Here is a 25,742-nt window from a genome sequence, read left to right on the forward strand (position 1 = left end):
TAGAAAACACAAAAGAAACGTAGCATTATAAATTAAAGAGCAGGTGCCAGAGTAAACCCTCACACCTCACGTAAATTAAAAATGAACAGGCAGGATGCCTATTCAATTCTGAATTTTGCAGCACCCTGCATCAGGCTGTTTGCAAGATCTGCAAGTTGCTGGGCAGATGCTGAAAGTTCTTCCATGGAAGCGGTTTGCTCCTGAACAGATGCTGATGCCTGTTCAGTACCTGCAGCGGATTGCTCTGAAATTGAAGATACTTCCTCAACGGAAGCGGTTACCTCTTCAATGCTGGCAGCCTGTTCCTCGGCGGCAGCAGCGATTTCCTGTGCCATCCTTGCAATTTGCTCACTGCCCTCAACAATGGACCTTACAGCTTCAACTGTTTCCTTGAGGGATGCTGCACCAACCGATACCTTACTTGTTCCTTTTTCCATAGCATCTACAGCTTCGTTGCTGCCGTTCTGTATGTCCTGGATAAGTACAGAGATATCCTTTGTCGCTCGGCTTGAATCTTCTGCAAGCTTGCGGACCTCATCAGCGACAACGGCAAAACCCCTGCCGTGTTCTCCGGCACGGGCTGCTTCTATTGCAGCGTTGAGTGCAAGGAGGTTGGTCTGGTCAGCAATCGAAGTAATGAGGTTCACAATATCCCCTATCTGCTTTGATTTACCATCGAGTTCACGAATAACTTTAGCTGAGTCGGATACAGCACCCTGTATTTCATCCATCTGAGCGAGAAGCTTTTCTGATTCCTTACCGATACCCCTGATAGTCTCACTTGCCATACTTGCATTCTGAGCTGCATTCTGTGCGTTTGATGCAATCTCCTGAACACTGACGGACATGTCATTCATTGCATTGGAAACTTCTATTGCCTTTGATGACTGGATTTGAGCACCCTGTGAGATGTCAGTCACTGTTTCGGATATCTGGCCGGAGGAAGCTGTCATCTGTTCTGAAGATGCTGATATCTCTTGTGAAGTTGAAGCTACCCTGGAAGCACCTTCCTGAACTTCTGATATCAGTCCTGTCAGGTTTCCTACCATTGATCTTAGCGCGTTGGAAAGTTGTCCAAGCTCATTGGAAGAATCGTTTTCCAGCTCTACAGTAAGATCGCCGGCAGCAACTTTATTGGCTGCATCAAGCATTTCATTGACCGCCTTTGAGATCATTTTAGAAATGAATAAAGCCATTACAGAACCTACAATAATAGCAAGCACAACCATGACGATCATTGTAAGGATAGAGCTTGACATTTCCTGATCCATCTTTTCTTTCTGATCTGCACGGGCTTCCTCTGTTATAACCTGAACATCAGATGCAGCTTCATGCATCTCTTCGCTTGCAACTACCTGTTGTTCTGCATATGAAACATAGGAGTTGAAATCTGATTTATATGCGTTTGTTGCTGCGACTATGGCCTGGACATTTTCTTTGTCTGCCTTATTCTGGAATCGTGAATCGAGGGTTTCTGAAATTACTATAATCTCATCCATTAGCTCATTAACATTTTCTGCATACTGGTGGTCAACATGCATCATAAAACGCAATCTTTCACCACGTGCCTGGAGGAGTAACTGGCTGAGACGATTTGCATATTCAACGTTTTCAAACTCTTCTTCAAGAAGAACGTTGTTAGCATTTTGTTCAAGCGCCTGTGTATAATCCTCGTCCTGGCTGATGAGTACTTCATTTATCAGCTCTTCAAGAACCAGACCCTGCTGGATCATAGCTGCTTCTGTTTCTTCTTTCTGACCTTCGAGTTCAACATATCTATTGAATGCTGTATTATACGTTAGAGCAGCCTTTTGAACATCGTCCATCTGTTGATCATTCGCAGCATCCTTGAATGATACCTTTGATGCCTCGGTCTGGGCTACTATATCATTTACAACAGTGTTTACCTGTGTTGCATAGACATCGTCCATTGTTAATTGATAGGTTGCTTCATCAAAACGAGCATCTTTCATGTATTTTACCAGACGGTTCATGTCATCCGCCTTAATGACCCTATCATCAACCTTTTGCATTCCATTATAACCGCTGTAACCAACGATAGCGGTCAGTATGAGCAATACTGCAAAACTTCCAAGGAGAAGATTTTTGATTTGTATGTTTTCTAGTTTTTTTATAATATCTTCAAACATGGTTTGACATCCCGTGTACCAACACAAGTAATAATTTATAGTAAGTTTCTGTGAACTCATCATTGCTAATGAACTGTTAGTGAAAATGTATGATTGTTCAACAGTTGAGCTTTACATACAAATTATAATATAAAACAGTAATTATACATGATTAATAGATAATTAAACAATAATTTACGCTATCAGAATAACCTTTTTGACCTTCACTCTTTTTTATCATGTAGCTTTTAAAGATTTGTAGCAAATGAGATTCTATTTTAACAAAGTATCCTGCTATGGAAATTGCAAGCACCTAGCAATAATTTTAAATATGGATTTAATTTGCACTGTGGTTTAACCCAGATAAATAGTATATATATTTTATGAGTGAATAAACTTATTTAGAAGAAAAATACGCATCAATAAAACGGTTTTTACTAATACATACTAAATATAGTATGTTTTAAATATAATAAATTAGTATTTATATTTTCGTGTGACGGTGTTGCACTTATTTTGAACAAAATAAAAGAAATAGATGAGAAAAATGAATTTTAAAAATATGAATATCAACACTAGACTAATTCTATACATCGTTACAAGTGTTACTATATTGATGGCTATAAGCACCTATGTAATCGTTGACAAAGTGACAGAACAGGAGATGAATATGGCCTATTCTGAATCTGAAAACATTGCAAGGGGTTATGCATACCAATATGACAGTGGTATGCAGTCGAACCAGTTACTTGCACAAACACTTGCAAGCACCATGGAGAACTATGGAACAGGCGACAGGGATGAAGTCAATGCCATACTGAAGAGCCTGCTGCAAGAAGACCAAGGGCTACTGGGAACATATGTTGCATACGAAGCCAATGATTTTGATGGGAACGATGCAGAATTTGCAAACACACAGGGACACGACTCAACCGGAAGATTCATCCCATACTGGAGCAGGATCGGCGGTTCTGTTGCCCTTGACCCCCTCGCTGGTTATGAGACCGATGATTATTACCAGTTACCAAAATCCCTGAAACAGGATGTTATTCTTGAGCCTTTTATGTATGACGGAGTAATGATGATCAGCTATGTATCCCCCATAATAAAAGAAGGAGATTTCATAGGAATTGCTGGTGTGGATGTTTCACTGGATTATATAGACGAAGAGGTTTCAAAAGTCACTGTCTTTGATACGGGATACGCATTCATGGTCAGTAATTCAGGAATGTTCATGTCACACCCTGATGAAAAGAAATGGATAGGCACAAAATACCTTGCTGATTTCGATGATCCGGAAATAAACAAAATGGCAACTGATATTGAGAATGGTGTCAGCGGACATGTTGAAGTCATTGACCCTACAACGGGTAAAGAAGTGACCATGGTTTACCACCCGGTAGAAACTGCTGATTTTGCATTCGTACTGAGTATCCCTGAAGAAGAGATGTTTGCAGGGGCAATGGAACTCAGGAACCAGTTGATCATCATATCTTTGATTGCGATCATTGCAATGGCAGGAATAGCCTACCTGATAGCACGCTCCATTACCAAGCCGATAGAAGATATCGTTGATGATTTCAAGAATATATCGACCGATGCACTTGAGGGTAAACTCGATCGAAAGGCAGAAACCGATGTCGGTGTGGACTTCGAGGCAATCCCCAGAGGACTGAATGATATTATGCAAACTTTGAATGGAATCATTACCGATATCAGCAGAAATTCAAATGTGATTGCCAGTACATCTGAACAGATGTCTGCAGCTATTGAAGAAGTCACAGCTACATCCGAAGATGTCTCAAGAACTATTGGCGACATCGCAAAAGGAGCACATGAACAATCCTCTAAAGCAGAAGACATCTCCCGTGCAATGACCGATATGTCATCAAACGTCCAGGACATAGCCGTCAATGCGCAGAGATCAGCCGAGATTGCCATGGAATCAAGTGAACAGACAAAAGCTGTCGGATATAAGTCAGAGGAACTGATGAAACAGATGGAAGAGATACAGAGAACATCCATCGAATCTGTGAATGCGATAAGGGAACTGGAATCTAAATCCAAGCAGATAGGAGAAATAGTCAACCTCATCACCAATATCGCTGACCAGACCAACCTCCTTGCGCTCAATGCAGCTATCGAAGCAGCACGTGCTGGCGAACACGGCAGGGGTTTTGCAGTCGTTGCTGATGAGGTTCGCAAACTTGCAGAGGAATCCGGTAGTGCAGCAAAGCAGATATCAGGCCTTATCCATGAGATACAGAATGATACTGATGTCGTAGTTGACTCAGTAGAAAAGGGCAATACCACGGTTTCCAGCGGAGTTCAGGCTCTCGATGAAACTGCTAGAGCTATGAGAGAGATCGTTGAAGGTTCTATCAAGGTCGCTGAAATGGTACAGGACATTGCTGCTGCCGCTGAAGAACAGTCTGCTTCCATCGAGGAGATAACAGCTTCTGTTGAGGAGGTAACATCAATTTCCCAGGAAGCCGCTGCGGGAACTGAAGAGACATCAGCATCTGTCGACCAGCAGGGCATGTCTATGCAGGAACTTGGCCGAAGCTCACAAGAACTTGCCGGCATGGCTGTTGCGATGCAGGAAATGGTAAACAAGTTCGTGCTTGCAAGTGACGATGTTGTGGCGCATGAGGATGCACCTAAATTAAAAAATAGCGGAAAGGGACTGCATTAATTGTCCCTTTTATTTTTGTTTTTGCTTTTTACTTTTCTAGTTCAGGTTTCAAATTGAAGTTATTAGTGATGATTTGTCAGCAAACTGTTGACAATCACTGATACGCCCTCTCATCCTCACCCGTACTCTTTTCATCCTCGTTAGCCGCATACTTGGCAAATGATTCAGCCGCCTGCTCATAGAAACTCATGGCAGTGCGGGAAGTGGTTGGTTTGACGCGTTTTTTGGCTTTGAGGAAGTGTTCGGCTGTGATTTTCAGACCCGTGGCTCTTTCCATGGCATCTTCCTTGCTGAGGCCGGGAGTGATTATCTCACGGAGAGCCAGCATTGTGGCTTCACGGGAAATGGATTCAATATCAGCACCTACGTAACCCTCGGTAATATCGGCAAGCTCATGGACATCCACACCTTCAGCCAGGGGTTTGTCATCCAGATGAATTTGGAATATCTTTTCACGGCTCTGCCTGTCAGGTGGACGGACATAGATAAGACGGTCAAATCTTCCGGGGCGCAGCAGGGCGGGGTCCACAATGTCAGGACGGTTTGTGGCTGCGATTATCACAACATCCTTCAGTTCCTCCACACCGTCTATCTCGGTGAGTATCTGGCTCACCACGCGCTCGGTAGCATGGGCATCCACACTGGAACCACGCTCCGATGCCATGGAATCGATCTCATCGAAGAAAATAATAGTTGGAGCTGCCTGCTTGGCCTTGCGGAAGGTTTCACGAACCGCACGCTCGGATTCTCCTACATAACGACTGAGCAGCTCAGGACCCTTGATACTTATGAAATTTGCCTCGCTTTCAGTAGCCACTGCCTTTGCAAGCATGGTCTTACCAGTTCCGGGCGGACCGAACAACATGATGCCACGAGGTGGTTTGGTACTCACCGCGTCAAATAGTTCAGGATATTTCAGGGGCCACTCAACAGCCTCGATCAATTCCTGCTTGGCTCCTTCCAGACCGCCGATATCCTCCCAGCTCACATGCGGAACTTCCACGAAAACCTCTCTCATGGCAGAAGGCTCTATATTCTTCAGCGCTTCATCGAAATCCTTCCTTGAAACTTCCAGCTTTTCCATGAACTCTGAGGGAATCTCATCTTCAACATCATCGATCTTTAGTTCAGGAAGCAGACGCCTGAGGGCATGCATTGCAGCCTCTTTACACAGGGATGACAGGTCAGCACCCACAAAACCGTGAGTTACTGCGGCTATTTCCTTTAATTCCAATCCTTTTTCCAGAGGCATGCCTCTTGTGTGTACATAAAGAACCTGTAACCTTCCATCAGAATCAGGAATACCTACCTCTATTTCCCTGTCAAACCTTCCGCCACGGCGCAGTGCCTCATCAATTGAATTGGGGCGGTTGGTGGCAGCGATAACTATGACCTTGCCCCTGGAAGCAAGACCGTCCATGAGGGACAGCAACTGGGCAACTATCCTGCGCTCCATCTCCCCTACAACCTCATCGCGCTTAGGAGCTATGGAATCGACCTCATCAATGAAAATAATGGTCGGTGCATTGCGCTGAGCCTCTTCGAATATCTCGCGCAGTTTCTGTTCACTTTCACCATAGTACTTGGAAACTATCTCAGGTCCGCTAACTGAAATGAAGTTTGCATCGGTCTCACTCGCAACTGCTCTTGCTATCATGGTCTTGCCCGTACCGGGAGGACCGTACAGGAGAACACCTTTAGGAGGGTCGATTCCAAGTTTATTGAACAATTCAGGATGTTTGAGCGGAAGCTCTATCATCTCACGCACAAGCCCCAGTTCCCTCTGAAGACCTCCGATGTCCTCATAGGTCACCTGACCGGCGGTGGTCTCTCCGATAGCCGCCTTCTCCCTGAGTTGTATCTGGGTATTCCTTGTCACAACCACGGGACCTGAAGGTTTGGTTGAAAGCACCACGAAAGAAATAGGATTGTTAACCGTTTCAACACGAATATTCTGTCCCTTTACAACAGGACGACCTTCCAGTATCCTGAGAATAAAACGTGCGCCGCCAACAAGATGCGTTTCCCGCGTGGGAGCAAGGCTGACAGCCTCGGCCTCCACTACCTGAACCTTTCTCAGGGTCACCTTGTCATCGATACCCACTTTTGCATTATTACGCAGATTACCATCAATCCTTACAAGCTCCTTGCCTGCATCCTCAAGATAACCCGGCCAGACGATGGCGTAGCACTTTTCCTTGCTCTTTATCTCAATGATATCGCCACTGATGGCACCTATCTGCTGCATGAGGATCTTATCGAGCCTGGCAATTCCCCTGCCTGCATCACGAGGATATGCCTGACCAACGCTGACGGTGATCTCTTCAGTCAAATCCTATCACCACATGTCCAATCTTAAATACGGTATCGATGGTCGTCATTAATAATATATTCATCAGAACTATGATTTAACGCTTCTGGGGTTTTTGGAGAATATATAGTTAGCAGGAAGCAAGTGATCAAGGATTTTCTGAAAATACAACAGGTCAAAGAAAATGAGCACTTTAGAAAAAAGCAGATTAGATACCTACCTATAACCCACAATAAGGAAGTCTGAGAGATGAAATCAGAAAAACAAATGAGAATCAACTTAGAGAGATTGAAGAATCTTAAGAAAAACATTGATTAAAATGTAATCATTTCCAGGACACCATAAAAGATTTAACCAGTTATCTCTTGATATTTTTATGGTAGAATCGCCGATTTTTGAGATATTTGACGGGTTACCCAGACAGGGTCCCGGCAGTAATGAATGTACTGAAAAAGCCTTTAATATGCTTTCTTCCCTTCCTGCAGGTGTTAAGATCCTTGACATTGGCTGCGGTGTGGGTATGCAGACAATACATCTTGCGAAGATATGCAACGACTGTCACATCACTGCGACTGACGTTTACCAGCCTTTTCTGAATAAACTTATGGAAAATGCAGTTAAAGAAGGAGTTGATGACAGGATCACCACGGTTTGTGCTTCCATGGATGAACTGCCTTTTGAAGCTGAAGAATTCGACGTCATCTGGGCAGAAGGCTCCATCTTTATCCTTGGTCTTGAAAAAGGAATTAGCTACTGGAAACAGTTCCTTAGAAATGGAGGATATATGGCAGTGACAGAGAACACATGGTTCACGGATGAACCTTCCCCGGAAGTGCTTCAATTCTGGCAGGAGATATATCCTGGTATCATGAACATACCTGACACTGAGAAAGTTATCACAGCAACAGGATATGATATCATTGACCACTTTAAACTGCCAGTTTCTGTCTGGTATGATTTTTACTCCAATCTGGAAAAAAGAGTCGATGACATCAGTGATAACTATAAAGGAAACACCGAAGCAGAAATGATACTTGAGTTTAACAGAAAAGAGATCAAGCTATTCAGAGAACGTCCGGATGAATATGGTTATGTATTCTATATTTTTCAGAAGAACAAATGACCTGTTACTGATGAACAATTAAATGACCCTAATATTCAAAAAGTAATTCAAAAGTAGTAAAAAGAAGTAACCGAAGTTACATCTCGTTCTTCAACTTATCAACAAGTTCTGCCTTGATGCAGGAAGTCCTGTCGCCGCCGCAGACCATGCCGCGTACACCGATGATGTCAGGCTGGATACGCTTGAGCATTGGAAGGTCCTCGAACTTGAGGGTTCCGGCAAGTGCGGACTCAAGACCTACTGCGCGGATAGCTGATGTGAACTTTGTGAGCTCTTCCTCATCCATGAACTCGAATGTGGAGCGGCCGTCCTTGATACCTGTGTCCACCATTACAACATCTACTCCTGCTTTTGCACCGATGGCAGGCAGCAAATGAGGATTGATGGAATTGATGCGCTCATAATCAGAATAACCGGATGCTACTACCTTAAGATCAGGATTGTAATCCTTAACTGATCTTGTGATATTGGTAAGCATTTCAAGAGCCTGTTCCTCGGTCTGCACATCATAAAGACCAACCTTTATATAATCTGCACCTGCAACTGCGGCACCCAGAGCTGCAAGGGATGCAGTACCGGGCTTGAAATTAAAGTCACCGATCGTTGCACTGATAGGCTTTGCAGAATTAATGGATTCCTTAACAGATCTTATAATCCACGGAAAATTAGCACCAAGAGAACCCTCTTTTGGATTTTTCACGTCAACAATGTCAGCACCGCCTTCGTACGCTGCGATGGCTTCTTCCGGATTGATAGGGCTGATGAGTAATTTCATAATATAAACCTCTTTTTTATAGCATGACAGATGTATCAATTATATATGTTTCGTATCATTTTCGTTCTTGATATATTCAACCAGACCGTAGTTCATGCGCAAGGCGGGAATCGTAGTGAATACAAACCCATACACTTTTCCAGCCACATATGCAATACATCCGATGCGATAAAGATAGTGGATGCGGTAAAACCGGCAGAAATATACATAGCAGACCTCAATCTGCTTCAGAAGATCGGCAAGAGGGAAAAGAACTTTGATATCATTCAGGCCGTTTCTGAAAAGGCAAGAGTAATGCTGGACCCCGGAATTACATCTGTTTCCGAAATAGAAGACGTTATGGAAATAGTACAATCAGTGATACTGGGAACTGAAACAGCATCTCTTGAAACCATAAAACAGGCTAGTTCACTGTATCCCAAAAGGATCAATGTCAGCATTGACAAAAAGAATGGCAAAATACTCACAAACGACCCATCCATGCCCGATGACCCATTCAAGATAGTAGAACTCCTCAATGACTACGATCTGGAGGACATCATTATTCTGGACCTTGACAGGGTCGGCACATCAAGCGGCATAGATTCACAATTTTTAAGTAAGATTGCTTCCATCTCAGACCATAATGTGCTTCTTGGGGGCGGTGTCCGCAACGTGGAAGATATTGAAGCACTGGAAGGGATAGGAATTAAAGGCGCACTTGTTGCAACAGCGCTGCATAACGGCTCAATACCTCTTCAGATGATTCAGTAACAATTTCAATTAATCACAATATATCATTTATCGGTGTAATCATGGCAGACAAAGAAGAAAATGTAGAAATCGGCGAAAACTACGGTGAAATAAAGATGGGAGCAGGCTGGTTCCTGACAATCACTCTCGCATCAAGTGAAAAATACGAGAACGAATACATAGAAATAGCAAAGGAAAGAGGCGGACAGAAAAAAGCACGTTTCAACCTCAACCCTAAATACACCCGTACACTTGGAGAAGCACTCATCAAATTCGCTGATGAGAACAAACTCTAATTATTTTTTTTATTTTAAAACTACTAAAACCGGTCCTGACAATTATTCCCTGCCAGTTCCAACCAGAGAGAATATAGCACTCAGGACATCCTTTTCTACAATATCGACTGGCCTGTCAGTATCAATCACAACAAATCTGTCAGGGTATTCTTTAGCAAGCTGGAGATAGTTTGCCCTTACTTCCTCAAGGAAACCTATTTTTTCAAACTTTGTCTGAGCACCACGGTTCCCGCATCTTTCCACCGCAATTTTAGGATCAATGTCAAACAGTATAGTCATATCAGGATCCACTGTCCAGCCCTCGTGTATACCCCTTATCCATTTCATAGGATCAGGGAAACGGCCTTTCAGTGTCACAGCCTGGTACGCATACCGGCTGCCTGAATAACGATCGGATATTACATTCGTTCCGCTTTCAAGAGCTGGCAAAATCAATTTAGAGATATGTTCAGCATGGTCTGCAGTGAAAAGCAAAAGCTCTGCAAGATGATCCGTATCTGAATGAATAGCACGATTTACAGCCTCGCCTATCCATCCGGTGGTAGGTTCTCTTGTGAAAACAAACTCTGAAAACTCAGGATTTGAACCCAGGCGACTTGTAATCGTAGATTTTCCAGAACCGTCTATACCTTCCAGAGTAATGAGTTTACCTTTCATTGACATCAACAGTGAAAGCAAAGGAATACTATTTAGATTATTTGTTCCTGAAAAACAGAAGACTTTTCCATGATTTTTTCAGGTTACTTATTATGTCCTCGAAACGTTTTCACTACTGCATTGGGGACATCTTACCGGAAATAATTCGGGATTTTCCATAAACAGAAATTCGCAGGTATTACATACGAAATACACTTTATTGGGGTCATAGTCGTCCATAATCTACCTCTAATTAAATAAGAGGCATACTGATAAATATAGTAATCGGTCGTATAAATATCCTGGCAAAGCATATTAATGTAAGGGAAAATAACCCTGAAAAGGAGAAAAATGACTACAATCGGAGTAATCACCAGGGGAAAGTATGGGAACCGTCTGATAGAGACCATTATCACAAAGACTGAAATGAAAGTGGTCCATACTTCCGTGCCGGAAATCCTGCCTGATTTTATAGATGAGCCCGAAGAATTCCTTGAAGAATTAAACATAGATCGATCTGTATTCGATTCGGACATTGTCATCACCTATTCACTTCACCCGGACCTTACCGTGGCACTCGCACACATGGCAGGAAAAGCAGGATTAAAAGCCATGATCGTACCCGGTGGAGCTTCAAAGGCACCTGTGCTAGAACTTGAGAATATTGCAAAACAATATGGTATGCTCATTCAGGTTGAAGATATATGCTGCACCCTTCAGGAAAAACCAGAGACAAAAGAACTTTGCTCCTGCCTTTCAAGTCCGGTGCTTGACATCGATACAGATAAAGGTATAATAGAATCGGTTGAAGTATTGTGCGGAGCGCCATGTGGAAGTACGTGGCACATGGCAAGGGAACTCGTGGGAACTAAAGTTGAAGAGGCACCTGCCAGAGCCGGACTGCTCATACAGCAATACCCCTGCAGGGCTGTCAGGGGAAATATGGGAGGCATCCATGAATCCGGCGAGATTCACAAAAAAGCCGTTGAAGAAGCCCTCAAAAGAAAAAAGGAAGAAAGCTGATAATCGGTGAAAATGGGAAAACGTGGGGGAAACATGGACAACATTCAGATAGCTGAGATGTTCAACCGAATGGCAAAGCTTCTGGAATTCAAGGGTGAGAACCCGTTCAAGACCAGAGCCTATACAAATGCTGCAAGAAGCATAAAAGGACTTGACGAAGAACTGTCAGTGTTATACAAAAGCGGGGTAATGGACAGCATACCGGGTGTTGGGGAAGCACTAAAAAGCAAAATTGTGGAGATACTGGAAACCGGATCATTCGATGCCTATGAGAGAACGATAAAAGAGATACCTCCGGGCATTATGGAAATCATGGACATCCCCGGCATCGGTCCTAAAATGACCAGATCATTCTACGAAAAACTTGGAGCCACATCTGTTGAGGAACTTAGCAAGGCTGCCAGAGAGCACAGAATACGAAGACTTCCCAGAATGGGTGAGAAACATGAAGAGAAGATTCTCAGGTCAATTGTGCGAATGCAACAGGACAAGGACCATGGAAGACACCCCATAGCATTTGCAGGGGAAATTGCAAAGCAGATCAGGGATGAATTATCCTCCAGCCCGCATATCGAAAAAGTTGTCATAGCAGGAAGCCTGAGAAGAAAGAAAGATACCGTGGGAGATATTGACCTTATAGCAATTTCCAATGAACCCGAAAAAGCAATTCGATTCTTTGTTAATATGGAGCAGGTCGAGGAGATAGTGGAATCAGGAACTTCCAAAGGTGCTGTCCTATACCCCGGAAACCTGCGAGTGGACCTGAGAGTTGTGGAAATGGCTTCTTTCGGTTCGATGATACAACACTTCACGGGTTCAAAGGAACACAATATCCACCTCAGGAAGATTGCACTCTCAAAAGGCTACAGCCTGAATGAGTACGGCTTTAAAAATGAGATTAGTGGAAAGCTCACACCATGCAGTAAAGAAAAAGAGATATATGATTTTCTGGGACTGGAATATCTGCCTCCAGAGATCAGGGAAGACATGGGAGAGATAGAAGCAAGCCTCACCGGGAAACTTCCCCGGCTGATCGAGAAAGAAGACATTAAAGGTGATCTTCATGTCCATTCTAACTGGAGTGACGGCGTAAACTCAATAGAGGAACTCGCACAGGCTGCGATACAGAGAGGATATGAATACATTGCGATTACCGACCATTCACATTCCACAGGCATCGCCAACGGATTATCTGAAAAACGCTTGCTTGAGCATATCAAGATAATAGACACTCTCAATGAAAAAACGGATGACATTCGGATACTCTCAGGTACGGAATGCGATATAAGAGCAGACGGAAAGCTGGATTATAGCAATGAGATCCTGGAGAAACTTGATATTGTGATCGTGGCAGTTCATGCAGGGCTCGAACAGGACAGGAACAAAATTACCCGAAGGATAGTTGCGGCTCTTGAGAATGAACACGTGGATATACTTGCCCACCCCACCGGCAGAAAATTAGGAAAACGACCTGCATATGATATTGACATGGATAAAATGATCAGCGTGGCGAAAGAGAACGAGAAGATACTTGAGATAAATTCCTCGCCCTGGAGACTTGACCTTAATGATACCAATGCAAGAAAAGCAAAAGAGCAGGGTGTCATGCTTGCCATCAACACGGACACACATACGATCGAGCATTTTGACAATATATCATTTGGAATAGATGTTGCAAGAAGGGGCTGGGTAGAATCGGATGATGTGATAAATACCATGAACCTGAAACAACTCTGCGCCAGACTTGGTATTTTAAAGTAATGATGAAAAATTAAGATTCATAGATTTAAGTGAATACATATATGATAATGTAAGGAAATTATTGAGATTATCAGTTCTTCCTTCATGAAAAAAGCAAAAAATATAAATTCCTGTCCTGCCAATCAATTTTTGTTAATACAAAACAGAGGTAGAATTGCCGAAGAATGAACAGTGTAATAGACAACGTTTTTGGTACTTTGTGCTTCGCAGGTAGTTAAACACATCATACATGACAGGCTATGAGGTGCGATTTTGAAAAATACAAGAGCTAACAGGCATGACAGATCTATGAAAAAGCATGAGATCGAATTCCAGAAAGAGATAAAAAGGCAGCAAAAAAGAAGAGCATTCTAATATTGCTTTTGTAAATTAATTTTTACTAAAATGATTAACTGGCAGGATAATCCTGCCAATTCCTGTTCTTTGTTCTTATTTGTTCTGTAATTTTACACGCTGGCCAAGTATGCATTTTCCTCCCCTATGACCACCTAATGGATTAAAGGTAGTTCCCAGGGAGTTCATACACCTGGCCATAACTGCGGCACCACGTGCAAGACCATCATCAACGAATACAACATTCTCGTCGATATTGTGGTTGATACCAAGCTCATGAAGGTATTTCAGAATCAGCTTTGGCTTGTTACCGGTTATACCAGCCCTGCCGGTGACACCTATTGCAGTATCCTCAAAGACAAGACCCTCATCCTGTGCCACTTTGACAAGACGCTGTACTACACGTCCCATGACCTCATCGATGACAGCGAACAGGAGCTTCATATTATGTTTCTCATAGATCTCAGCACCAAGTGCCGCTAGCTTATCCATGTCGGAACCATTGTCCCCTACATCACAACCAATGAGTACTACATTTATAGCGTCTGCTGCTTCTGAATTTACGGGAACACTACCATATCTTTTACGGCCTTTGGGTACTTTCTCGATGATAATGTAGTTCAATATCTTCTCAGCATATTCGTTAATGGTCTTTCCCTTCAGTTTAAGCGCAAGACCATCAAGGGACTTGTCATCGGAAATATCAAGTGCAGTACCTTTTTTGGAATCAACCTGCCCGGTTCCCTTGATAATAGCATCAGGAATCGCACCGGCGTAACCACAGAAGTTTCCGATGGTCTTTGCATAGGGAAGATCAGGACTGATTATCCTTCCATCAAGTGTGGTACCAAAGTCCATGGAAATACAGGGATTACGGAAATCCACATCCACCCATTTAGCACCTTCCTTGATTCCTGCCGTTGCAAGTTCTCCCTCCATTTCGTTGGCAACGATCTCAACACCTGTTGCACCTGTCGGAGGAGTCACACTTGCCACTGCGCCATCGAATATCACTTTTTCAAGTTTGGAATATTTCTGGAACCTGTCAGGGATGTTCGAGATGGACATCGGAGGAGTCATACGGTTTGGAGGCACACCTGCCATCAGGCATCCGTCTGCCAGTGCCTTGATGAACTCACCTACTTCATCAGGAGAATCGAAACCAGCAACAACACCTGTTGACCTGACAACGAAATGAACGTCGGTCTTGATGTCAAGATTTGCATCTTTTACAGCTCCAAGAAGTGTATTCTTCACCAGCTCTGCGACCGATTCCCTTGTCAGTTCGACACCATTCAGTGTCATTCCAAATACTTCTTCCCCGGGTTTTGGAGGACGGACATCCCTTGTCATACTAACTGTTTTTTTAACAAGTCTGGTCTTACCGTCTTCCAGATTCGTTGCTGTAAGAATGCATTTAGTAGTTGTGTTACCAACTTCCACCGATGCCACGATAAAATATGATTTGGATTTGTCTTTAAGATCGAGTAAACGAACTGAAGGACTTTCTGATATTCTGGGTTTATGTGCCATTTATATCCCTCACATGTAAGGCTGAAGTTTCTGGATAATATTCTGCTTTGGAACAGCACCTATTAGCTTGTCAACGAATTTTCCTTCTTTGAAGATCAGCATTGCAGGGATGCTGGCTATTCCAAAATTAACTGCTGTCATTTTTTCCTCATCTACATTCAACTTGCCAAAAACAACTTTTCCCTGCATTTCCGTAGCCATTTCATCGAGAACTGGAGAAAGCATTCGGCAAGGTCCGCACCAGGGTGCCCAGCAGTCAACCAGAACTAAAGAGTACTTTGATACGAACTCATCAAAAGAAGCATCTGTAATTGTGACAGGACTTGAAGGATACTGCTTTTGCTCCAGAGATTGCTTCAGTTCCTGCATCCTTTTTTGCTTTATAGATTCTAAGTCATCCATTGAATTCACCCTTTTGAGTAGTATTATTGTTTACAGATATTTAACTGTAAACATGATTTGATACATCTATTGGATTTTCTTCTCAGTATCTGTTGTTAACACATTTAATTGTTTGTATGGTTGTGTGACTACTCCACAACACCCATGTCATCAGGAAACTCCGGCAAAAAGACATAAACAGTATGATGCTAGATTAGCAGGGATAATAATGGCAAAATGGACACTTGAGAATCTGCTTGGGATTGATCCGCAGGAGTTTGAAATACTGCTCTCAAGGCTTTTTTCTAATATGGGGTACAGGACAGAGCTTACCCAATACTCCAGAGACAGGGGAGTTGACATCGTTATTAAGATCGAGAATTTCGGACTCACGCATACATGGCTGGTCCAGGCAAAGAGATATTCAGGGTCTGTCGGGGTCAAAGAAGTAAGGGAGTACAGCAGTCTCAGATACAGGGACCGCGTGGATGGCGTGATCATAGCTGCAACCTCATCATTCACAAAGGAAGCTATGGAAGAAGCAGCAGAACATAACCTCAAACTTATAGATGGAAACCTGCTTGTGGAAATGCTCAACTACTACTTACCGGATGGATGTACAGAAGTGGTGAGTGCAGGAAAACAGACCGATAAGGCTTCAGAAGAAATCGGTGGCGGAGCAATCCTCAAAAGAGGAGAAATGGTCCTTGCAAATCAAATTGTAACAATCGGAAACGAAAAGTTCACCATCACCCTGACAAACAGGAACATATTCCTTAAAAAGGAAAGTTCCGGCTTCTTTTCAAAGAGTTCAGATATTGAAGAGCGAATCGAAATAAAAGAGATATTAGGCATACATACCGAACCAAACAGAGTTATACTGATAACAGGGAACAAAAACCTCAAAATGTATCCCATCAGTTCCAGAAGGCTTTCAGAGCTTGTTGAGATATTCCAGAATCTTCGTCCTGAATACCTGAAAGGCGAACATCTGGATCTTTCGTCGAGAAATGGGACACAGCTTACAATACTCACAAACAAGCGAATCATTGTTTCCGATATTTCAGGAGAGATACAGAAGGAGATCATCCACAAGAAGATCGTTGGCGTTGAACTGAAAGGTGGCTTCCTTAAAAGAGACCAGTTAGTTGTATCAGATAATTCAAATGCTGTGACAAAACATTACCTTGATGTTGATAATCCTATTCTTTGGAAGGATATGATTGAACAGTGTGTAAGGACATTATAACTTTGTCATGACACTTCACAAGCGTGAAGTCTATATAATTGACGCATCAAATTGATATAGCCAGGAGAAATAAAAAATGGTTACAGAAACAATCAAAATCGAAGGCATGATGTGCGGACACTGTCAGGCAAATGTTGAAAAATCCATTGGCGCAATTGCCGGAGTCAGTGAAGTAAAGGTTGACCTTGCGGCAAAGCAGGCAACAGTTACCTTTGATGCTTCCGTTGCAAACCTTGATGCTATCAAGGCAGCTGTAGCAGATGCAGGTTACACTGTTGTAGCCTGATGTATTGAAGTATACTCGAAAATACCCCTTTTCTTTTACTTTTTCCAACAACATGAAAGCAGATATCAAAGTCTATGGCATGACATGCATGCATTGTCATAAACGTGTGACTGATACAATATCAGCCCTCGAGGGTGTTAATTCTGTTGAAGTCAGCCTTGAGGATGAAAAAGCATCCGTGGAATTCGATGCTGAAAGGATTGGCCTTGAGGAGATTAAAAAGGCAGTTACAAACGCAGGATATGAAGTTGGTGAAGATGCCTGTCATATCCCTGAGGAAAGTGAGGCTGCATGTCCCATCATAATTGATGACATGGAACCGGAAGAAAGCAAACCTGAACCGGGAACTGTTAAGGATATTGCCTTCAAGGTATCAGGAATGCAATGTTCTGCCTGCGCACAGAATATAGAAAAAGCCCTGAATAAACAGGACGGAGTGATATCTGCTTCAGTGAACCTGCCTATGGAAAGGGCTTCTGTCAGCTATGATCCTGCACTCATAAATCCTGAAGAGATGGAAAAGATTATTGATTCCATCGGTTATCATGTTGTAAAGGACAGGATAGTTCTTGAGATAGGTGGAATGACATGTGCCGCCTGTTCCCAGAACGTTGAAAAGGTCCTCAAGAGACTGAAAGGTGTCAGCTCAGCAAGTGTCAATATCACCACAGGAAGGGCACATGTGGAGTATAATTCATCCCTTGTCTCGATAGATGAGATAAGAAAAGCCGTGGATGGTATAGGATATTCAGCTTCTCTTCCTGCCGACAGGAAGGAATCGGAAGACAGGGAAAGGAAAGAAAGGGAACAGGAGATCAGACAGCAAAGGAATAACCTGCTCATCTCTATTGCAGTCCTTATCCCGATAATGCTTGGGAATATGAGAATGATGTTCCCGGGTTTGTTCGGATTTGCACCAGCCTTGCTTTCCGACAGGAACGTATTGTTCCTGCTGGCAACCATAGTGATGGTTTTCCCCGGAAGACAGTTCTTCATCGGAACATACCGTGGTCTGAAACATGGTGTAACTGACATGAACCTGCTGATAGCCACCGGTACCGGGGCGGCTTACGTCATCAGTATTGCAGCAAGTTACCTTAATCTCGGTCCCGGCTACGAACATGTATATTACGACACGGCAGTAATGCTTATCACTTTCATCGTTTTCGGAAGATACCTGGAGGCAAGAGCAAAGGGAAGAACATCCGAATCCATTAAGAAACTCATCGGCCTTCAGGCAAAGACAGCACGCATCATCGTTGCCGGCGAAGAGAAGGAAGTACCTGTGGAAGACGTACAGGTAGATGATATCGTCTTTGTAAGACCCGGAGAAAAGGCACCTGTAGATGGTGTTATTGTCGAAGGCTCTTCTGCCATGGATGAGTCAATGATAACAGGTGAGAGCATACCCGTGGAAAAGAACGTTGGCGATATGGTCATCGGGTCCACGCTTAACAAATCAGGAGCATTGAAATTCAGAGCCACCAACGTTGGTGCTGATACCGCCCTTGCAAGGATTATCGAACTCGTGGAAAATGCCCAGAATTCCAAAGCACCCATACAGCGTATCGCCGATGTGGTTGCCGGTCATTTCATTCTTATAGTACATGTTATTGCACTTGCAGCATTCGTCTTCTGGTACTTCATCGGGTATGAGATGTTCGATGTTGCAATGCATTCAGGAATAGCAAGTCCGTTCCTGTTCTCTTTGCTTATTTCCATCACAGTGCTTGTAATATCGTGTCCATGCGCCGTGGGACTTGCGACACCTGCTGCTATTATGGTGGGTACTGGAAAAGGAGCTGAGAACGGTATACTCATAAAAGGTGGTGAAGCCCTTGAGAGAACACTGAAGATAGACACCATTGTGTTCGACAAGACAGGAACTCTCACAAAAGGCAAACCGGAGCTTACAGATATTGTACTAACTGCCGGTCATGACAAAGACGAAGTACTTGCAATTGCTGCAAGTGCTGAAAAAGGCTCAGAGCATCCCCTTGGAGAAGCCATTGTGAAGGCAGCCGAGGAAAAGAAACTGGAAATAATGAATGTAGATACTTTCAACTCCATTGCAGGACACGGTGTTGAAGCTACTATCGAAGGCAAGCGGATTCTTCTGGGAACCCGCAAGCTCATGGAAGACAATGATGTTGATACCGTATCGCTAATCGAGAACATGGAAAGCCTTGAAGCACAAGGCAAGACGGCCATGATAGTTGCAGAGGAAGGACAAGCTATCGGCCTGGTTGCCGTTGCTGACACCCTCAAGGAAAACTCCAAAGAAGCCGTTGAAAAGCTACAGAGTATGGACATCGAGGTTGTGATGATAACAGGAGACAACCGCAGGACAGCAGATGCCATAGCATCCCAGCTTAGCATCAGGAGAGTGCTGTCTGAAGTGCTTCCCGGTGACAAGGCATCAGAGATCAGGAAGCTTCAGGACGAAGGTAGGATCGTTGCAATGGTGGGAGACGGCATCAATGATGCACCTGCACTCACTCAATCTGACATCGGTATTGCAATGGGAGCAGGAACCGATGTTGCAATGGAATCCGCACAGATAGTCCTGATAAAGAACGACCTGAGAGATGTGCTTGCATCCATAAGGTTAAGCCGCCTGACCATGAACAAGATCAAGCAGAACCTGTTCTGGGCATTCGGTTACAACAGCGTTGGCATCCCGCTTGCAGCCGGCATACTGTATCCGTTCATCACCAAGATAGTAATCAGCCCTGAACTTGCAGCGGCTTTCATGGCTATGAGCTCTGTATCGGTCACAACCAATTCCCTGCTTATGAAACGCAGCAGGATAAAATAAGGAGATGGTCACATGAATAAAGTTTCAGGGAACAATACAGGAAAATACACACTTATCGCAAGCATAGCTTCATCACTTTTGCTTGTGATCGTTTTTACAGTACTTTCTTTCAGTGTGAACAGTTCCAGAACAATACCACTATACAGTCAGGTGGATATCATTGCGGGCATGGTCTTTGTGTTCATTCTGAGTATGATAGTAGCGGCCTCGGTGTGGCCTGGAATTATTGAGAAAAGAGCAAAGAACAACTCTAAATAAAAAGATCAGAGGAAAAAATCATTCCTCTAGATCTATATGTGGATTGATGTCGCACCCAGTACATGGCAGGCACATCGTATCAAAAGTATCGGCGCGCAGACCATACTCATCCAGTTTTTCCTTCAGGAAACGGTTTAGATGCAGCAACCTTTCTGCAGATGGCCTCTCTATTGTGACCTCACCCTGACGCAACGGATGTCTGGCGGCTGCCCTGAGAATTGGCACAACTCCTATTGATACGAGTTCCTCAATACCTTTCTCTGCGGACTCATCTGTTTCACCAAGACCTATTATGAAATTGGAGCAGACCTTGTTCTTTCCGAATATCTCGACTCCTTGCCTTAATGCATCAAGCAGGAATTCAAGGTCCTGGTCAGGACAGACCTTTGCATGAATCTCACGGTCCATGGTCTCAACATTGTATTTTAGCTCGCTTGCACCAGCCGCCTTGAGTCTGCGGGTGGAGTCTTCGGTCGGATATACTGAAACACCGATAGGAACATTGTATAGTTCCCGAAGCCTGCGGATGAGTTCTTCAGCCCTGTCAACCTCGTCCTCCGCGGAGACTTCAACGCCTGACGTAATGGAGATTGCATTCATCCTGCCGGTTTTGTGGGCATCTTCGATCATCTTTAGCATCTGATCCATGGTCTTGACCTTGCCCCCAAGCTTTGGAACAGGACAGAACTTACAGTCAAAGATACATTTCTCACACATGGTGATGAAAGCCTGATCCGGGCAGTGGATGAGTTCTTCTTCAATACTGCCTCTTGCGATCTCAACACCGTCCTTTCTTATCACAAGTTCCCCATCTTCGATTTCTGCATTTAATGGGGATTCTTTTTTAACAGCGAGACGCACACGGTGCCCTCCTGAATTGAAAAAGAAGGCAACATTGCCGGCTCCCGGTCCGGCTGTAGGAATGGTTAACCAATGGATAAGAGCAGGGTCCATATTTACGGAACCTACCGAGATGAGCTGTGCTTTGGTTTCTGGTTTCATGAATTCTCCGTTACCAAATGTATGGCCGTTTTTACTAATATACCTATACAGGCTATTTTTGCCGGGAATACTTTATTGTTTCCCCAAACTGATCCAGACCACAGCGGTCAATGACATCGCCAAGCCTTTCCCCTTCAAGAGCATTTTCGCGATAATAGTCAATGGTCTTTTCAAGAATATCAAATACAACTTCCTCGTTGCCTGTTCTAAAAAACATATCACCCATACGTGGCCTTTTACCCACCTTGCCACCAACAAATATCGTGTATCCCTGCCCCTTTACCTGCATGGCATCTTTGCGGCAGGCTTTCACGCATAAACCGCATGATACACATTTGTGCATGTCAAGATACAGGCTTCCATTATCTATTGTAATGGCAGACATCTCGCAGGCTTTCTCACACAGCCTGCACATGACACAGTTTTCTTCAATGAAGACAGGGTCTGTAAAACCCATGATACCAAAGTCGTTTTCCTGAACTTTCAGGCAGGATGCGGGACAACCGGTGACTGCTATTTTGAACTTATATGGAACCGGTTTTCCAAAGTAGAGCTTATCTATTTTTTCGCATATTCCCTGACAGTCGATAAGACCGCGTTTGCACACCCTGTCACCCTGACATGCCACAACCGCTCTTATCTTTTTACCGGAGGCTCCGGGACCAATTCCCGCAGAGTTCATTTGCTCACTGGCAGCATCTGTGTTTTCAAGATGAACGAACGGTATCTCTATGCCCTGGCGTGAGGTTACGTGTACATAACCCTTACCATACCGGTCAGCAGCATCGGCTACTGCCCTGAGATAGTCGGATGTCAGATTGCCGCCTGCTGCATGCAAGCGCATGGAAAAGTAGTCATCCTGCCTCTGGGAAAGGAAACCTTTGTCCTTGAGCAGGTCTTTATCTGTATTTTTTGCCATTTGGGTCACTTTCTGTTCCAGTTAATATGGAATTTACTTGAAACGCCTTTTAATGCGGAGGAAATAATTAAGGCTGTAATATTGAATTAAATGTGGTAAAAATGTTTTGGAACAAAATTGAGAAAAAAAGAATATAATGAATAATCATAATGCTAAGAACTTTAATGATTATATTGTTCAATTTTTGTTTTATACTATAAGAACAATGTAGCATTCCTACAAGGACATCCGTGATCCTGGGAGATTGAGATGCCTATTGATCCTATATGTAAGAAAATAGTCCCTGAGGACACTCCGTGTAATACAGAATACGGGGGAAAGAAGTATCATTTTTGTTCTGACTGGTGCCAGGTTAAATTCGAGCACCTCGAAAAAAGCGTTATACGAATGAAGAGATCCATTCCTGCCAAAGAGCGCATAGCATTTGGAAAACTGAGGAAGGATATAATCAAGCCGGGAATCTGTACTTTATGCGGAGCCTGTTCGGCAACCTGTGATTCCATAACTATCAAAAACGATCAGCCTACTCTTATAGACAAATGTACTGCGTGTGGTGTATGCTACAACCAGTGTCCGCGAACCATAACAACTGAAGAGGGACTGGTCGGTAAAATGCGAAACGCCTACAGGGCGCGTTCAGCACTTCCCAATATAAAGGGACAGGATGGCGGAGTTGTGACTGCAATGCTCTCCTATGCCCTTGATGAAGGACTCATCGACTGTGCTATCGTTACAACAAGATCTGAAGAAGAGCCGTGGAAACCTGTGCCTATGATCGCACGAACATGCGATGAATTGCTGGATTCCTCCGGCAGTATGTACAGCCATAGCATGACGATGAGTGCGCTTATGAGTGCTATTAAGCAGGGATTAAGAAGCATTGCTTTTGTAGGTCCGAGTTGTAATATTGATGCTGTTACTAAGATGCAAAAGAGTCCATACGGATTTTTGAACCTTTTCATGAGGGCAAATATTGTAAAAATGGGACTGTTCTGCATGGATACTTTCTACTACGAAGGAATCAAGGAATTCGTTGAAAGTAAGAACATTCGTCTTGAAGACATAGAATCCATGAAGATCCGCAAAGGTCAATTCGAGTTCCATACCCCTGAAGAATTAAAGGTCTACCCTCTCCATGAGCTGGACATGTACAGGAGCAGTTCATGTAAGTTCTGCACGGATATGGCTGCCGAGAGTGCCGATATATCCTTTGGCGGAGTAGGTACGCCACAGGGCTGGACTACGGTCATTGCCCGCTCCGGTCTGGGATACGAACTGTATAATGAAGCTGTAGATAATGGATATATAGATTCACACCTGCTGGAAGAAAAGGAGATGAAGGGCGCTCTTAATCTTGCGAAGATGAAGAAGATACAGATGTATTCACTCAACCGCAGGCAGAATATTTGAGAGGCATAATACGGCCCCCTCCTCTTTTTTAAGCAAAGTGGACAATATTCTATTATGACCTCCTATGACTACGTCCATGGCTACTCCGAAAGAGAATCAGTTCGCCTCAGCGACCAGGCAAACACACTGGAAGAACTCCTGCACAGCGATACAAAATACCCCGCCGGCAGTAAAGTGCTTGAAGCCGGATGTGGCATCGGTGCGCAGACAGTAATCCTGTCAAAGAACAGCCCGCAAGCACAGATAACATCCATCGACATATCAGAGGACTCCCTGAACAAAGCTAAAGAACGTGCCGCAAGAGAGGGAGTCAAGAATGTGGAGTTCCGTGTGGAAAGCATCTTCGACCTCCCATTTGAGGATGAGAGCTTTGACCACGTTTTCGTCTGCTTCGTGCTTGAACACCTCAAAGAACCAGTTCAGGCCCTTGCAAACCTGCACAGAGTACTCAAAAAAGGCGGCACCATCACAGTAATAGAAGGCGACCACGGTTCATGCTTCTTCCACCCCGAAACAGAGGATGCAGTGAAAGCATGGAACAGCCTTGTTCAAGTGCAGGCAAGACTCGGCGGCAATTCACTTATCGGCAGGCAGGTCTACCCGCTTATCAAAAAAGCAGGTTTCACTGATATTACGGTCTTACCCCGCATGGTCTACAGCGATTCCAGCCGCCCACACATGGAGGAAGGATTTGTCAGAAGGACCATTATCCCTATGGTAGAAGGTGTCAGGGAGAGTGCCATTGAGATGGGAATTATTGATGCAGAAACCTTTGAAAGAGGAATTGAGGATCTGCACAGGACTGCGGCGGAGTACGGGACTTTTGTTTATACTTTCTTTAAGGGTGTGGGAAGAAAATGAATCCAGCTACCGTTATTGAAGAGCATCTGAAAAAATGAATTGCTATGCAAAATATCCAGGGTGAACAAGAACAAGAATAAACAATGACCTTTTACAAAGTCTTTTCAATCATCTATGTTCAATAGTTCTTTAGTCAGCCCATAGCTGTGTTCTGTACATGCTGGAGTGGAATCATCAGCACATTCCTTATAGGCAAATCCTGAAAGCTCATAAAGCACTTTGTTCAGATTCCTGCCTTTACTGGTCAGGTGATATTCTATAGATACTGGAGTCTTGGATACAATGACCTTTTCTATTAACCCGTCCTGCTCCAGTTGACGCAATTTTCCGGACAGTACCTTGCTGCTAAGCTTTGGGTTGCATTTTAGAAATTCATTAAATTGTTTTTTTCCACAGAACATATCCCTGATGATGTTGAGCGTCCATTTCTTGCTTATTATTTTTATTGCACTGTCTATAGGACTGTGTTCCAGGTTTCCCATGATTTCTCACCAGGTTACCAAATGGTTAGAATAAGTATTTACATGTTCTCCCGGTAACTACCGTAATGAAAATAAGGAACGGCAGGAATGCCTGAAAATGCTTTAAAATCATACAAGGCGTTTCTGCAAAATCCTGATTGAGATGATAATATGACAAAAATAGTAAACAGTCTTGTAGGCGAAGCTTTAGTGGGAGAAGGACCGGAAGTTGCTCATATAGACCTTGTGATAGGAAGAAAAGGAAGTGCTGTTGAAACTGCATTTATGAATTCTCTTGCAATGCCAAGACAGGGACACTCTCCTTTGCTTGCTGTACTTGAACCAAATGTTGCACCAAAACCTGCAACATTACTCGTGAACAAGGTGACCATCAAGAATGTATCCCAGGCAGCCCTGATGTTCGGACCTGCACAGGCATCCATTGCAAAAGCTGTGATGGACAGTGTGGAAGAAGGGATTATTCCAAAAGAAGAAGCTGAAGACCTCCTCCTCATTGTTTCAGTTTTCATTGAATGGGATGCAAAAGACAAGGACAAGATCTATGAGTTCAACTACGAAGCAACAAAAGTTGCAATCAAGCGTGCTGTTGAAGGAACTCCTACCGTAGATGATGCACTTGCTAAAAAGGACAGTGCAGCACATCCATTTGCATAAATGAGAATATCCTGCAAGATGATTGCAGGATTCACTTATTTTCCCAGATCGATGACTAAAATCTTTTAGAATTTG

The 25,742-nt window shown here is 43.7% G+C and carries 22 protein-coding genes; 13 read left to right on the forward strand and 9 right to left on the reverse strand.

Going from position 1 to position 25,742, the window contains the following annotated elements:
* Window positions 1-98: 98 nt before the first annotated feature.
* Window positions 99-2,150: a methyl-accepting chemotaxis protein gene (locus RE476_RS08005; protein ID WP_309307132.1), complete on the reverse strand. Its 2,052-nt coding sequence runs from the start codon at window positions 2,148-2,150 to the stop codon at window positions 99-101.
* Window positions 2,151-2,691: 541 nt separating this feature from the next.
* On the opposite strand from RE476_RS08005, the gene RE476_RS08010 reads away from it, so the two are divergent.
* Entirely contained in the window at window positions 2,692-4,824 is a 2,133-nt protein-coding gene (locus RE476_RS08010) for a methyl-accepting chemotaxis protein (protein WP_309307133.1), read from the forward strand.
* 94 nt (window positions 4,825-4,918) lie between these two features.
* Here RE476_RS08010 and RE476_RS08015 read toward each other — a convergent pair whose 3' ends face one another.
* Window positions 4,919-7,156 carry a CDC48 family AAA ATPase gene (locus RE476_RS08015; RefSeq protein ID WP_309307134.1) on the reverse strand — a complete coding sequence of 746 codons (2,238 nt, stop codon included), beginning with the start codon at window positions 7,154-7,156 and terminating at the stop codon, window positions 4,919-4,921.
* Window positions 7,157-7,511: 355 nt separating this feature from the next.
* Between RE476_RS08015 and RE476_RS08020 the strand changes: the two genes are divergently transcribed.
* Window positions 7,512-8,258, forward strand: coding sequence for a class I SAM-dependent methyltransferase (locus RE476_RS08020; protein WP_309307135.1), 747 nt, complete (start codon window positions 7,512-7,514; stop codon window positions 8,256-8,258).
* Window positions 8,259-8,334: 76 nt separating this feature from the next.
* On the opposite strand, the gene RE476_RS08025 is transcribed toward RE476_RS08020, so the two are convergent.
* Window positions 8,335-9,033, reverse strand: a complete 699-nt coding sequence (locus RE476_RS08025; RefSeq protein WP_309307136.1) for a (5-formylfuran-3-yl)methyl phosphate synthase — start codon at window positions 9,031-9,033, stop codon at window positions 8,335-8,337.
* Between the two features lie 45 nt (window positions 9,034-9,078).
* Between RE476_RS08025 and RE476_RS08030 the strand changes: the two genes are divergently transcribed.
* Window positions 9,079-9,786 carry a HisA/HisF-related TIM barrel protein gene (locus RE476_RS08030; protein ID WP_309307137.1) on the forward strand — a complete coding sequence of 236 codons (708 nt, stop codon included), beginning with the start codon at window positions 9,079-9,081 and terminating at the stop codon, window positions 9,784-9,786.
* A gap of 41 nt (window positions 9,787-9,827) precedes the next feature.
* Window positions 9,828-10,061, forward strand: a complete 234-nt coding sequence (locus tag RE476_RS08035) for a hypothetical protein (RefSeq protein ID WP_309307138.1) — start codon at window positions 9,828-9,830, stop codon at window positions 10,059-10,061.
* A gap of 42 nt (window positions 10,062-10,103) precedes the next feature.
* Here RE476_RS08035 and tmk read toward each other — a convergent pair whose 3' ends face one another.
* Window positions 10,104-10,718, reverse strand: coding sequence for a dTMP kinase (tmk, locus tag RE476_RS08040; protein WP_309309581.1), 615 nt, complete (start codon window positions 10,716-10,718; stop codon window positions 10,104-10,106).
* Between the two features lie 330 nt (window positions 10,719-11,048).
* Between tmk and RE476_RS08045 the strand changes: the two genes are divergently transcribed.
* Window positions 11,049-11,720, forward strand: a complete 672-nt coding sequence (locus tag RE476_RS08045) for a DUF166 domain-containing protein (RefSeq protein ID WP_309307139.1) — start codon at window positions 11,049-11,051, stop codon at window positions 11,718-11,720.
* Between the two features lie 33 nt (window positions 11,721-11,753).
* Window positions 11,754-13,481: a DNA polymerase/3'-5' exonuclease PolX gene (gene polX / locus RE476_RS08050; RefSeq protein WP_309307140.1), complete on the forward strand. Its 1,728-nt coding sequence runs from the start codon at window positions 11,754-11,756 to the stop codon at window positions 13,479-13,481.
* Window positions 13,482-13,910: 429 nt separating this feature from the next.
* Here the strand turns inward: polX and RE476_RS08055 are convergent, their stop codons facing one another.
* Together RE476_RS08055 and trxA are read right to left on the reverse strand one after the other, a co-directional pair.
* Window positions 13,911-15,347: a methanogenesis marker 14 protein gene (locus tag RE476_RS08055; RefSeq protein ID WP_309307141.1), complete on the reverse strand. Its 1,437-nt coding sequence runs from the start codon at window positions 15,345-15,347 to the stop codon at window positions 13,911-13,913.
* 9 nt (window positions 15,348-15,356) lie between these two features.
* The gene (gene trxA / locus RE476_RS08060; protein WP_309307142.1) at window positions 15,357-15,749 is read right to left on the reverse strand and encodes a thioredoxin; all 393 of its coding nucleotides are present in this window, start codon (window positions 15,747-15,749) and stop codon (window positions 15,357-15,359) included.
* Between the two features lie 208 nt (window positions 15,750-15,957).
* Between trxA and RE476_RS08065 the strand changes: the two genes are divergently transcribed.
* The 4 genes from RE476_RS08065 to RE476_RS08080 all read left to right on the forward strand — a co-directional run bounded on the left by RE476_RS08065 (window position 15,958) and on the right by RE476_RS08080 (window position 20,339).
* Window positions 15,958-16,977: a restriction endonuclease gene (locus tag RE476_RS08065; RefSeq protein WP_309307143.1), complete on the forward strand. Its 1,020-nt coding sequence runs from the start codon at window positions 15,958-15,960 to the stop codon at window positions 16,975-16,977.
* A gap of 76 nt (window positions 16,978-17,053) precedes the next feature.
* Entirely contained in the window at window positions 17,054-17,263 is a 210-nt protein-coding gene (locus RE476_RS08070; protein ID WP_309307144.1) for a heavy-metal-associated domain-containing protein, read from the forward strand.
* Between the two features lie 79 nt (window positions 17,264-17,342).
* A complete protein-coding gene (locus tag RE476_RS08075) occupies window positions 17,343-20,081 on the forward strand; it encodes a heavy metal translocating P-type ATPase (protein WP_406600991.1) in 2,739 nt (912 codons plus the stop codon).
* Window positions 20,082-20,093: 12 nt separating this feature from the next.
* On the forward strand, window positions 20,094-20,339 hold the full coding sequence (locus RE476_RS08080; RefSeq protein WP_309307148.1) for a hypothetical protein: 246 nt from the start codon (window positions 20,094-20,096) through the stop codon (window positions 20,337-20,339).
* A gap of 18 nt (window positions 20,340-20,357) precedes the next feature.
* Here RE476_RS08080 and RE476_RS08085 read toward each other — a convergent pair whose 3' ends face one another.
* Window positions 20,358-21,341 carry a radical SAM protein gene (locus tag RE476_RS08085; RefSeq protein WP_309307149.1) on the reverse strand — a complete coding sequence of 328 codons (984 nt, stop codon included), beginning with the start codon at window positions 21,339-21,341 and terminating at the stop codon, window positions 20,358-20,360.
* Between the two features lie 52 nt (window positions 21,342-21,393).
* Window positions 21,394-22,260 carry a 4Fe-4S binding protein gene (locus tag RE476_RS08090; RefSeq protein WP_309307150.1) on the reverse strand — a complete coding sequence of 289 codons (867 nt, stop codon included), beginning with the start codon at window positions 22,258-22,260 and terminating at the stop codon, window positions 21,394-21,396.
* A 249-nt stretch (window positions 22,261-22,509) separates the two neighbouring features.
* Between RE476_RS08090 and RE476_RS08095 the strand changes: the two genes are divergently transcribed.
* On the forward strand, window positions 22,510-23,670 hold the full coding sequence (locus RE476_RS08095) for a Coenzyme F420 hydrogenase/dehydrogenase, beta subunit C-terminal domain (RefSeq protein ID WP_309307151.1): 1,161 nt from the start codon (window positions 22,510-22,512) through the stop codon (window positions 23,668-23,670).
* Between the two features lie 54 nt (window positions 23,671-23,724).
* Window positions 23,725-24,531, forward strand: a complete 807-nt coding sequence (locus RE476_RS08100) for a methyltransferase domain-containing protein (protein WP_309307152.1) — start codon at window positions 23,725-23,727, stop codon at window positions 24,529-24,531.
* A gap of 104 nt (window positions 24,532-24,635) precedes the next feature.
* Here the strand turns inward: RE476_RS08100 and RE476_RS08105 are convergent, their stop codons facing one another.
* The gene (locus RE476_RS08105) at window positions 24,636-25,013 is read right to left on the reverse strand and encodes a winged helix-turn-helix transcriptional regulator (protein ID WP_309307153.1); all 378 of its coding nucleotides are present in this window, start codon (window positions 25,011-25,013) and stop codon (window positions 24,636-24,638) included.
* Window positions 25,014-25,163: 150 nt separating this feature from the next.
* Between RE476_RS08105 and fae the strand changes: the two genes are divergently transcribed.
* Window positions 25,164-25,667, forward strand: a complete 504-nt coding sequence (fae, locus tag RE476_RS08110) for a formaldehyde-activating enzyme (RefSeq protein ID WP_309307154.1) — start codon at window positions 25,164-25,166, stop codon at window positions 25,665-25,667.
* Window positions 25,668-25,742 lie beyond the last annotated feature (75 nt).

This window comes from Methanolobus mangrovi (assembly GCF_031312535.1).
Lineage (GTDB): Archaea > Halobacteriota > Methanosarcinia > Methanosarcinales > Methanosarcinaceae > Methanolobus > Methanolobus mangrovi.

Excerpts from the sequence above, each read along its gene's own strand:
- RE476_RS08070 (WP_309307144.1), top strand. The coding sequence starts at position 17,054 with ATGGTTACAGAAACAATCAAAATCGAAGGCATGATGTGCGGACACTGT.
- RE476_RS08055 (WP_309307141.1), bottom strand. The coding sequence starts at position 15,347 with ATGGCACATAAACCCAGAATATCAGAAAGTCCTTCAGTTCGTTTACTC.
- tmk (WP_309309581.1), bottom strand. The coding sequence starts at position 10,718 with ATGAAAGGTAAACTCATTACTCTGGAAGGTATAGACGGTTCTGGAAAA.
- RE476_RS08030 (WP_309307137.1), top strand. The coding sequence starts at position 9,079 with ATGTTTCGTATCATTTTCGTTCTTGATATATTCAACCAGACCGTAGTT.
- RE476_RS08085 (WP_309307149.1), bottom strand. The coding sequence starts at position 21,341 with ATGAAACCAGAAACCAAAGCACAGCTCATCTCGGTAGGTTCCGTAAAT.
- RE476_RS08035 (WP_309307138.1), top strand. The coding sequence starts at position 9,828 with ATGGCAGACAAAGAAGAAAATGTAGAAATCGGCGAAAACTACGGTGAA.
- RE476_RS08010 (WP_309307133.1), top strand. The coding sequence starts at position 2,692 with ATGAATATCAACACTAGACTAATTCTATACATCGTTACAAGTGTTACT.
- fae (WP_309307154.1), top strand. The coding sequence starts at position 25,164 with ATGACAAAAATAGTAAACAGTCTTGTAGGCGAAGCTTTAGTGGGAGAA.
- RE476_RS08020 (WP_309307135.1), top strand. The coding sequence starts at position 7,512 with ATGGTAGAATCGCCGATTTTTGAGATATTTGACGGGTTACCCAGACAG.
- polX (WP_309307140.1), top strand. The coding sequence starts at position 11,754 with ATGGACAACATTCAGATAGCTGAGATGTTCAACCGAATGGCAAAGCTT.
- RE476_RS08090 (WP_309307150.1), bottom strand. The coding sequence starts at position 22,260 with ATGGCAAAAAATACAGATAAAGACCTGCTCAAGGACAAAGGTTTCCTT.
- RE476_RS08075 (WP_406600991.1), top strand. The coding sequence starts at position 17,343 with ATGACATGCATGCATTGTCATAAACGTGTGACTGATACAATATCAGCC.
- RE476_RS08045 (WP_309307139.1), top strand. The coding sequence starts at position 11,049 with ATGACTACAATCGGAGTAATCACCAGGGGAAAGTATGGGAACCGTCTG.
- RE476_RS08065 (WP_309307143.1), top strand. The coding sequence starts at position 15,958 with ATGGCAAAATGGACACTTGAGAATCTGCTTGGGATTGATCCGCAGGAG.
- RE476_RS08005 (WP_309307132.1), bottom strand. The coding sequence starts at position 2,150 with ATGTTTGAAGATATTATAAAAAAACTAGAAAACATACAAATCAAAAAT.
- RE476_RS08105 (WP_309307153.1), bottom strand. The coding sequence starts at position 25,013 with ATGGGAAACCTGGAACACAGTCCTATAGACAGTGCAATAAAAATAATA.
- RE476_RS08025 (WP_309307136.1), bottom strand. The coding sequence starts at position 9,033 with ATGAAATTACTCATCAGCCCTATCAATCCGGAAGAAGCCATCGCAGCG.
- RE476_RS08080 (WP_309307148.1), top strand. The coding sequence starts at position 20,094 with ATGAATAAAGTTTCAGGGAACAATACAGGAAAATACACACTTATCGCA.
- trxA (WP_309307142.1), bottom strand. The coding sequence starts at position 15,749 with ATGGATGACTTAGAATCTATAAAGCAAAAAAGGATGCAGGAACTGAAG.
- RE476_RS08095 (WP_309307151.1), top strand. The coding sequence starts at position 22,510 with ATGCCTATTGATCCTATATGTAAGAAAATAGTCCCTGAGGACACTCCG.
- RE476_RS08100 (WP_309307152.1), top strand. The coding sequence starts at position 23,725 with ATGACCTCCTATGACTACGTCCATGGCTACTCCGAAAGAGAATCAGTT.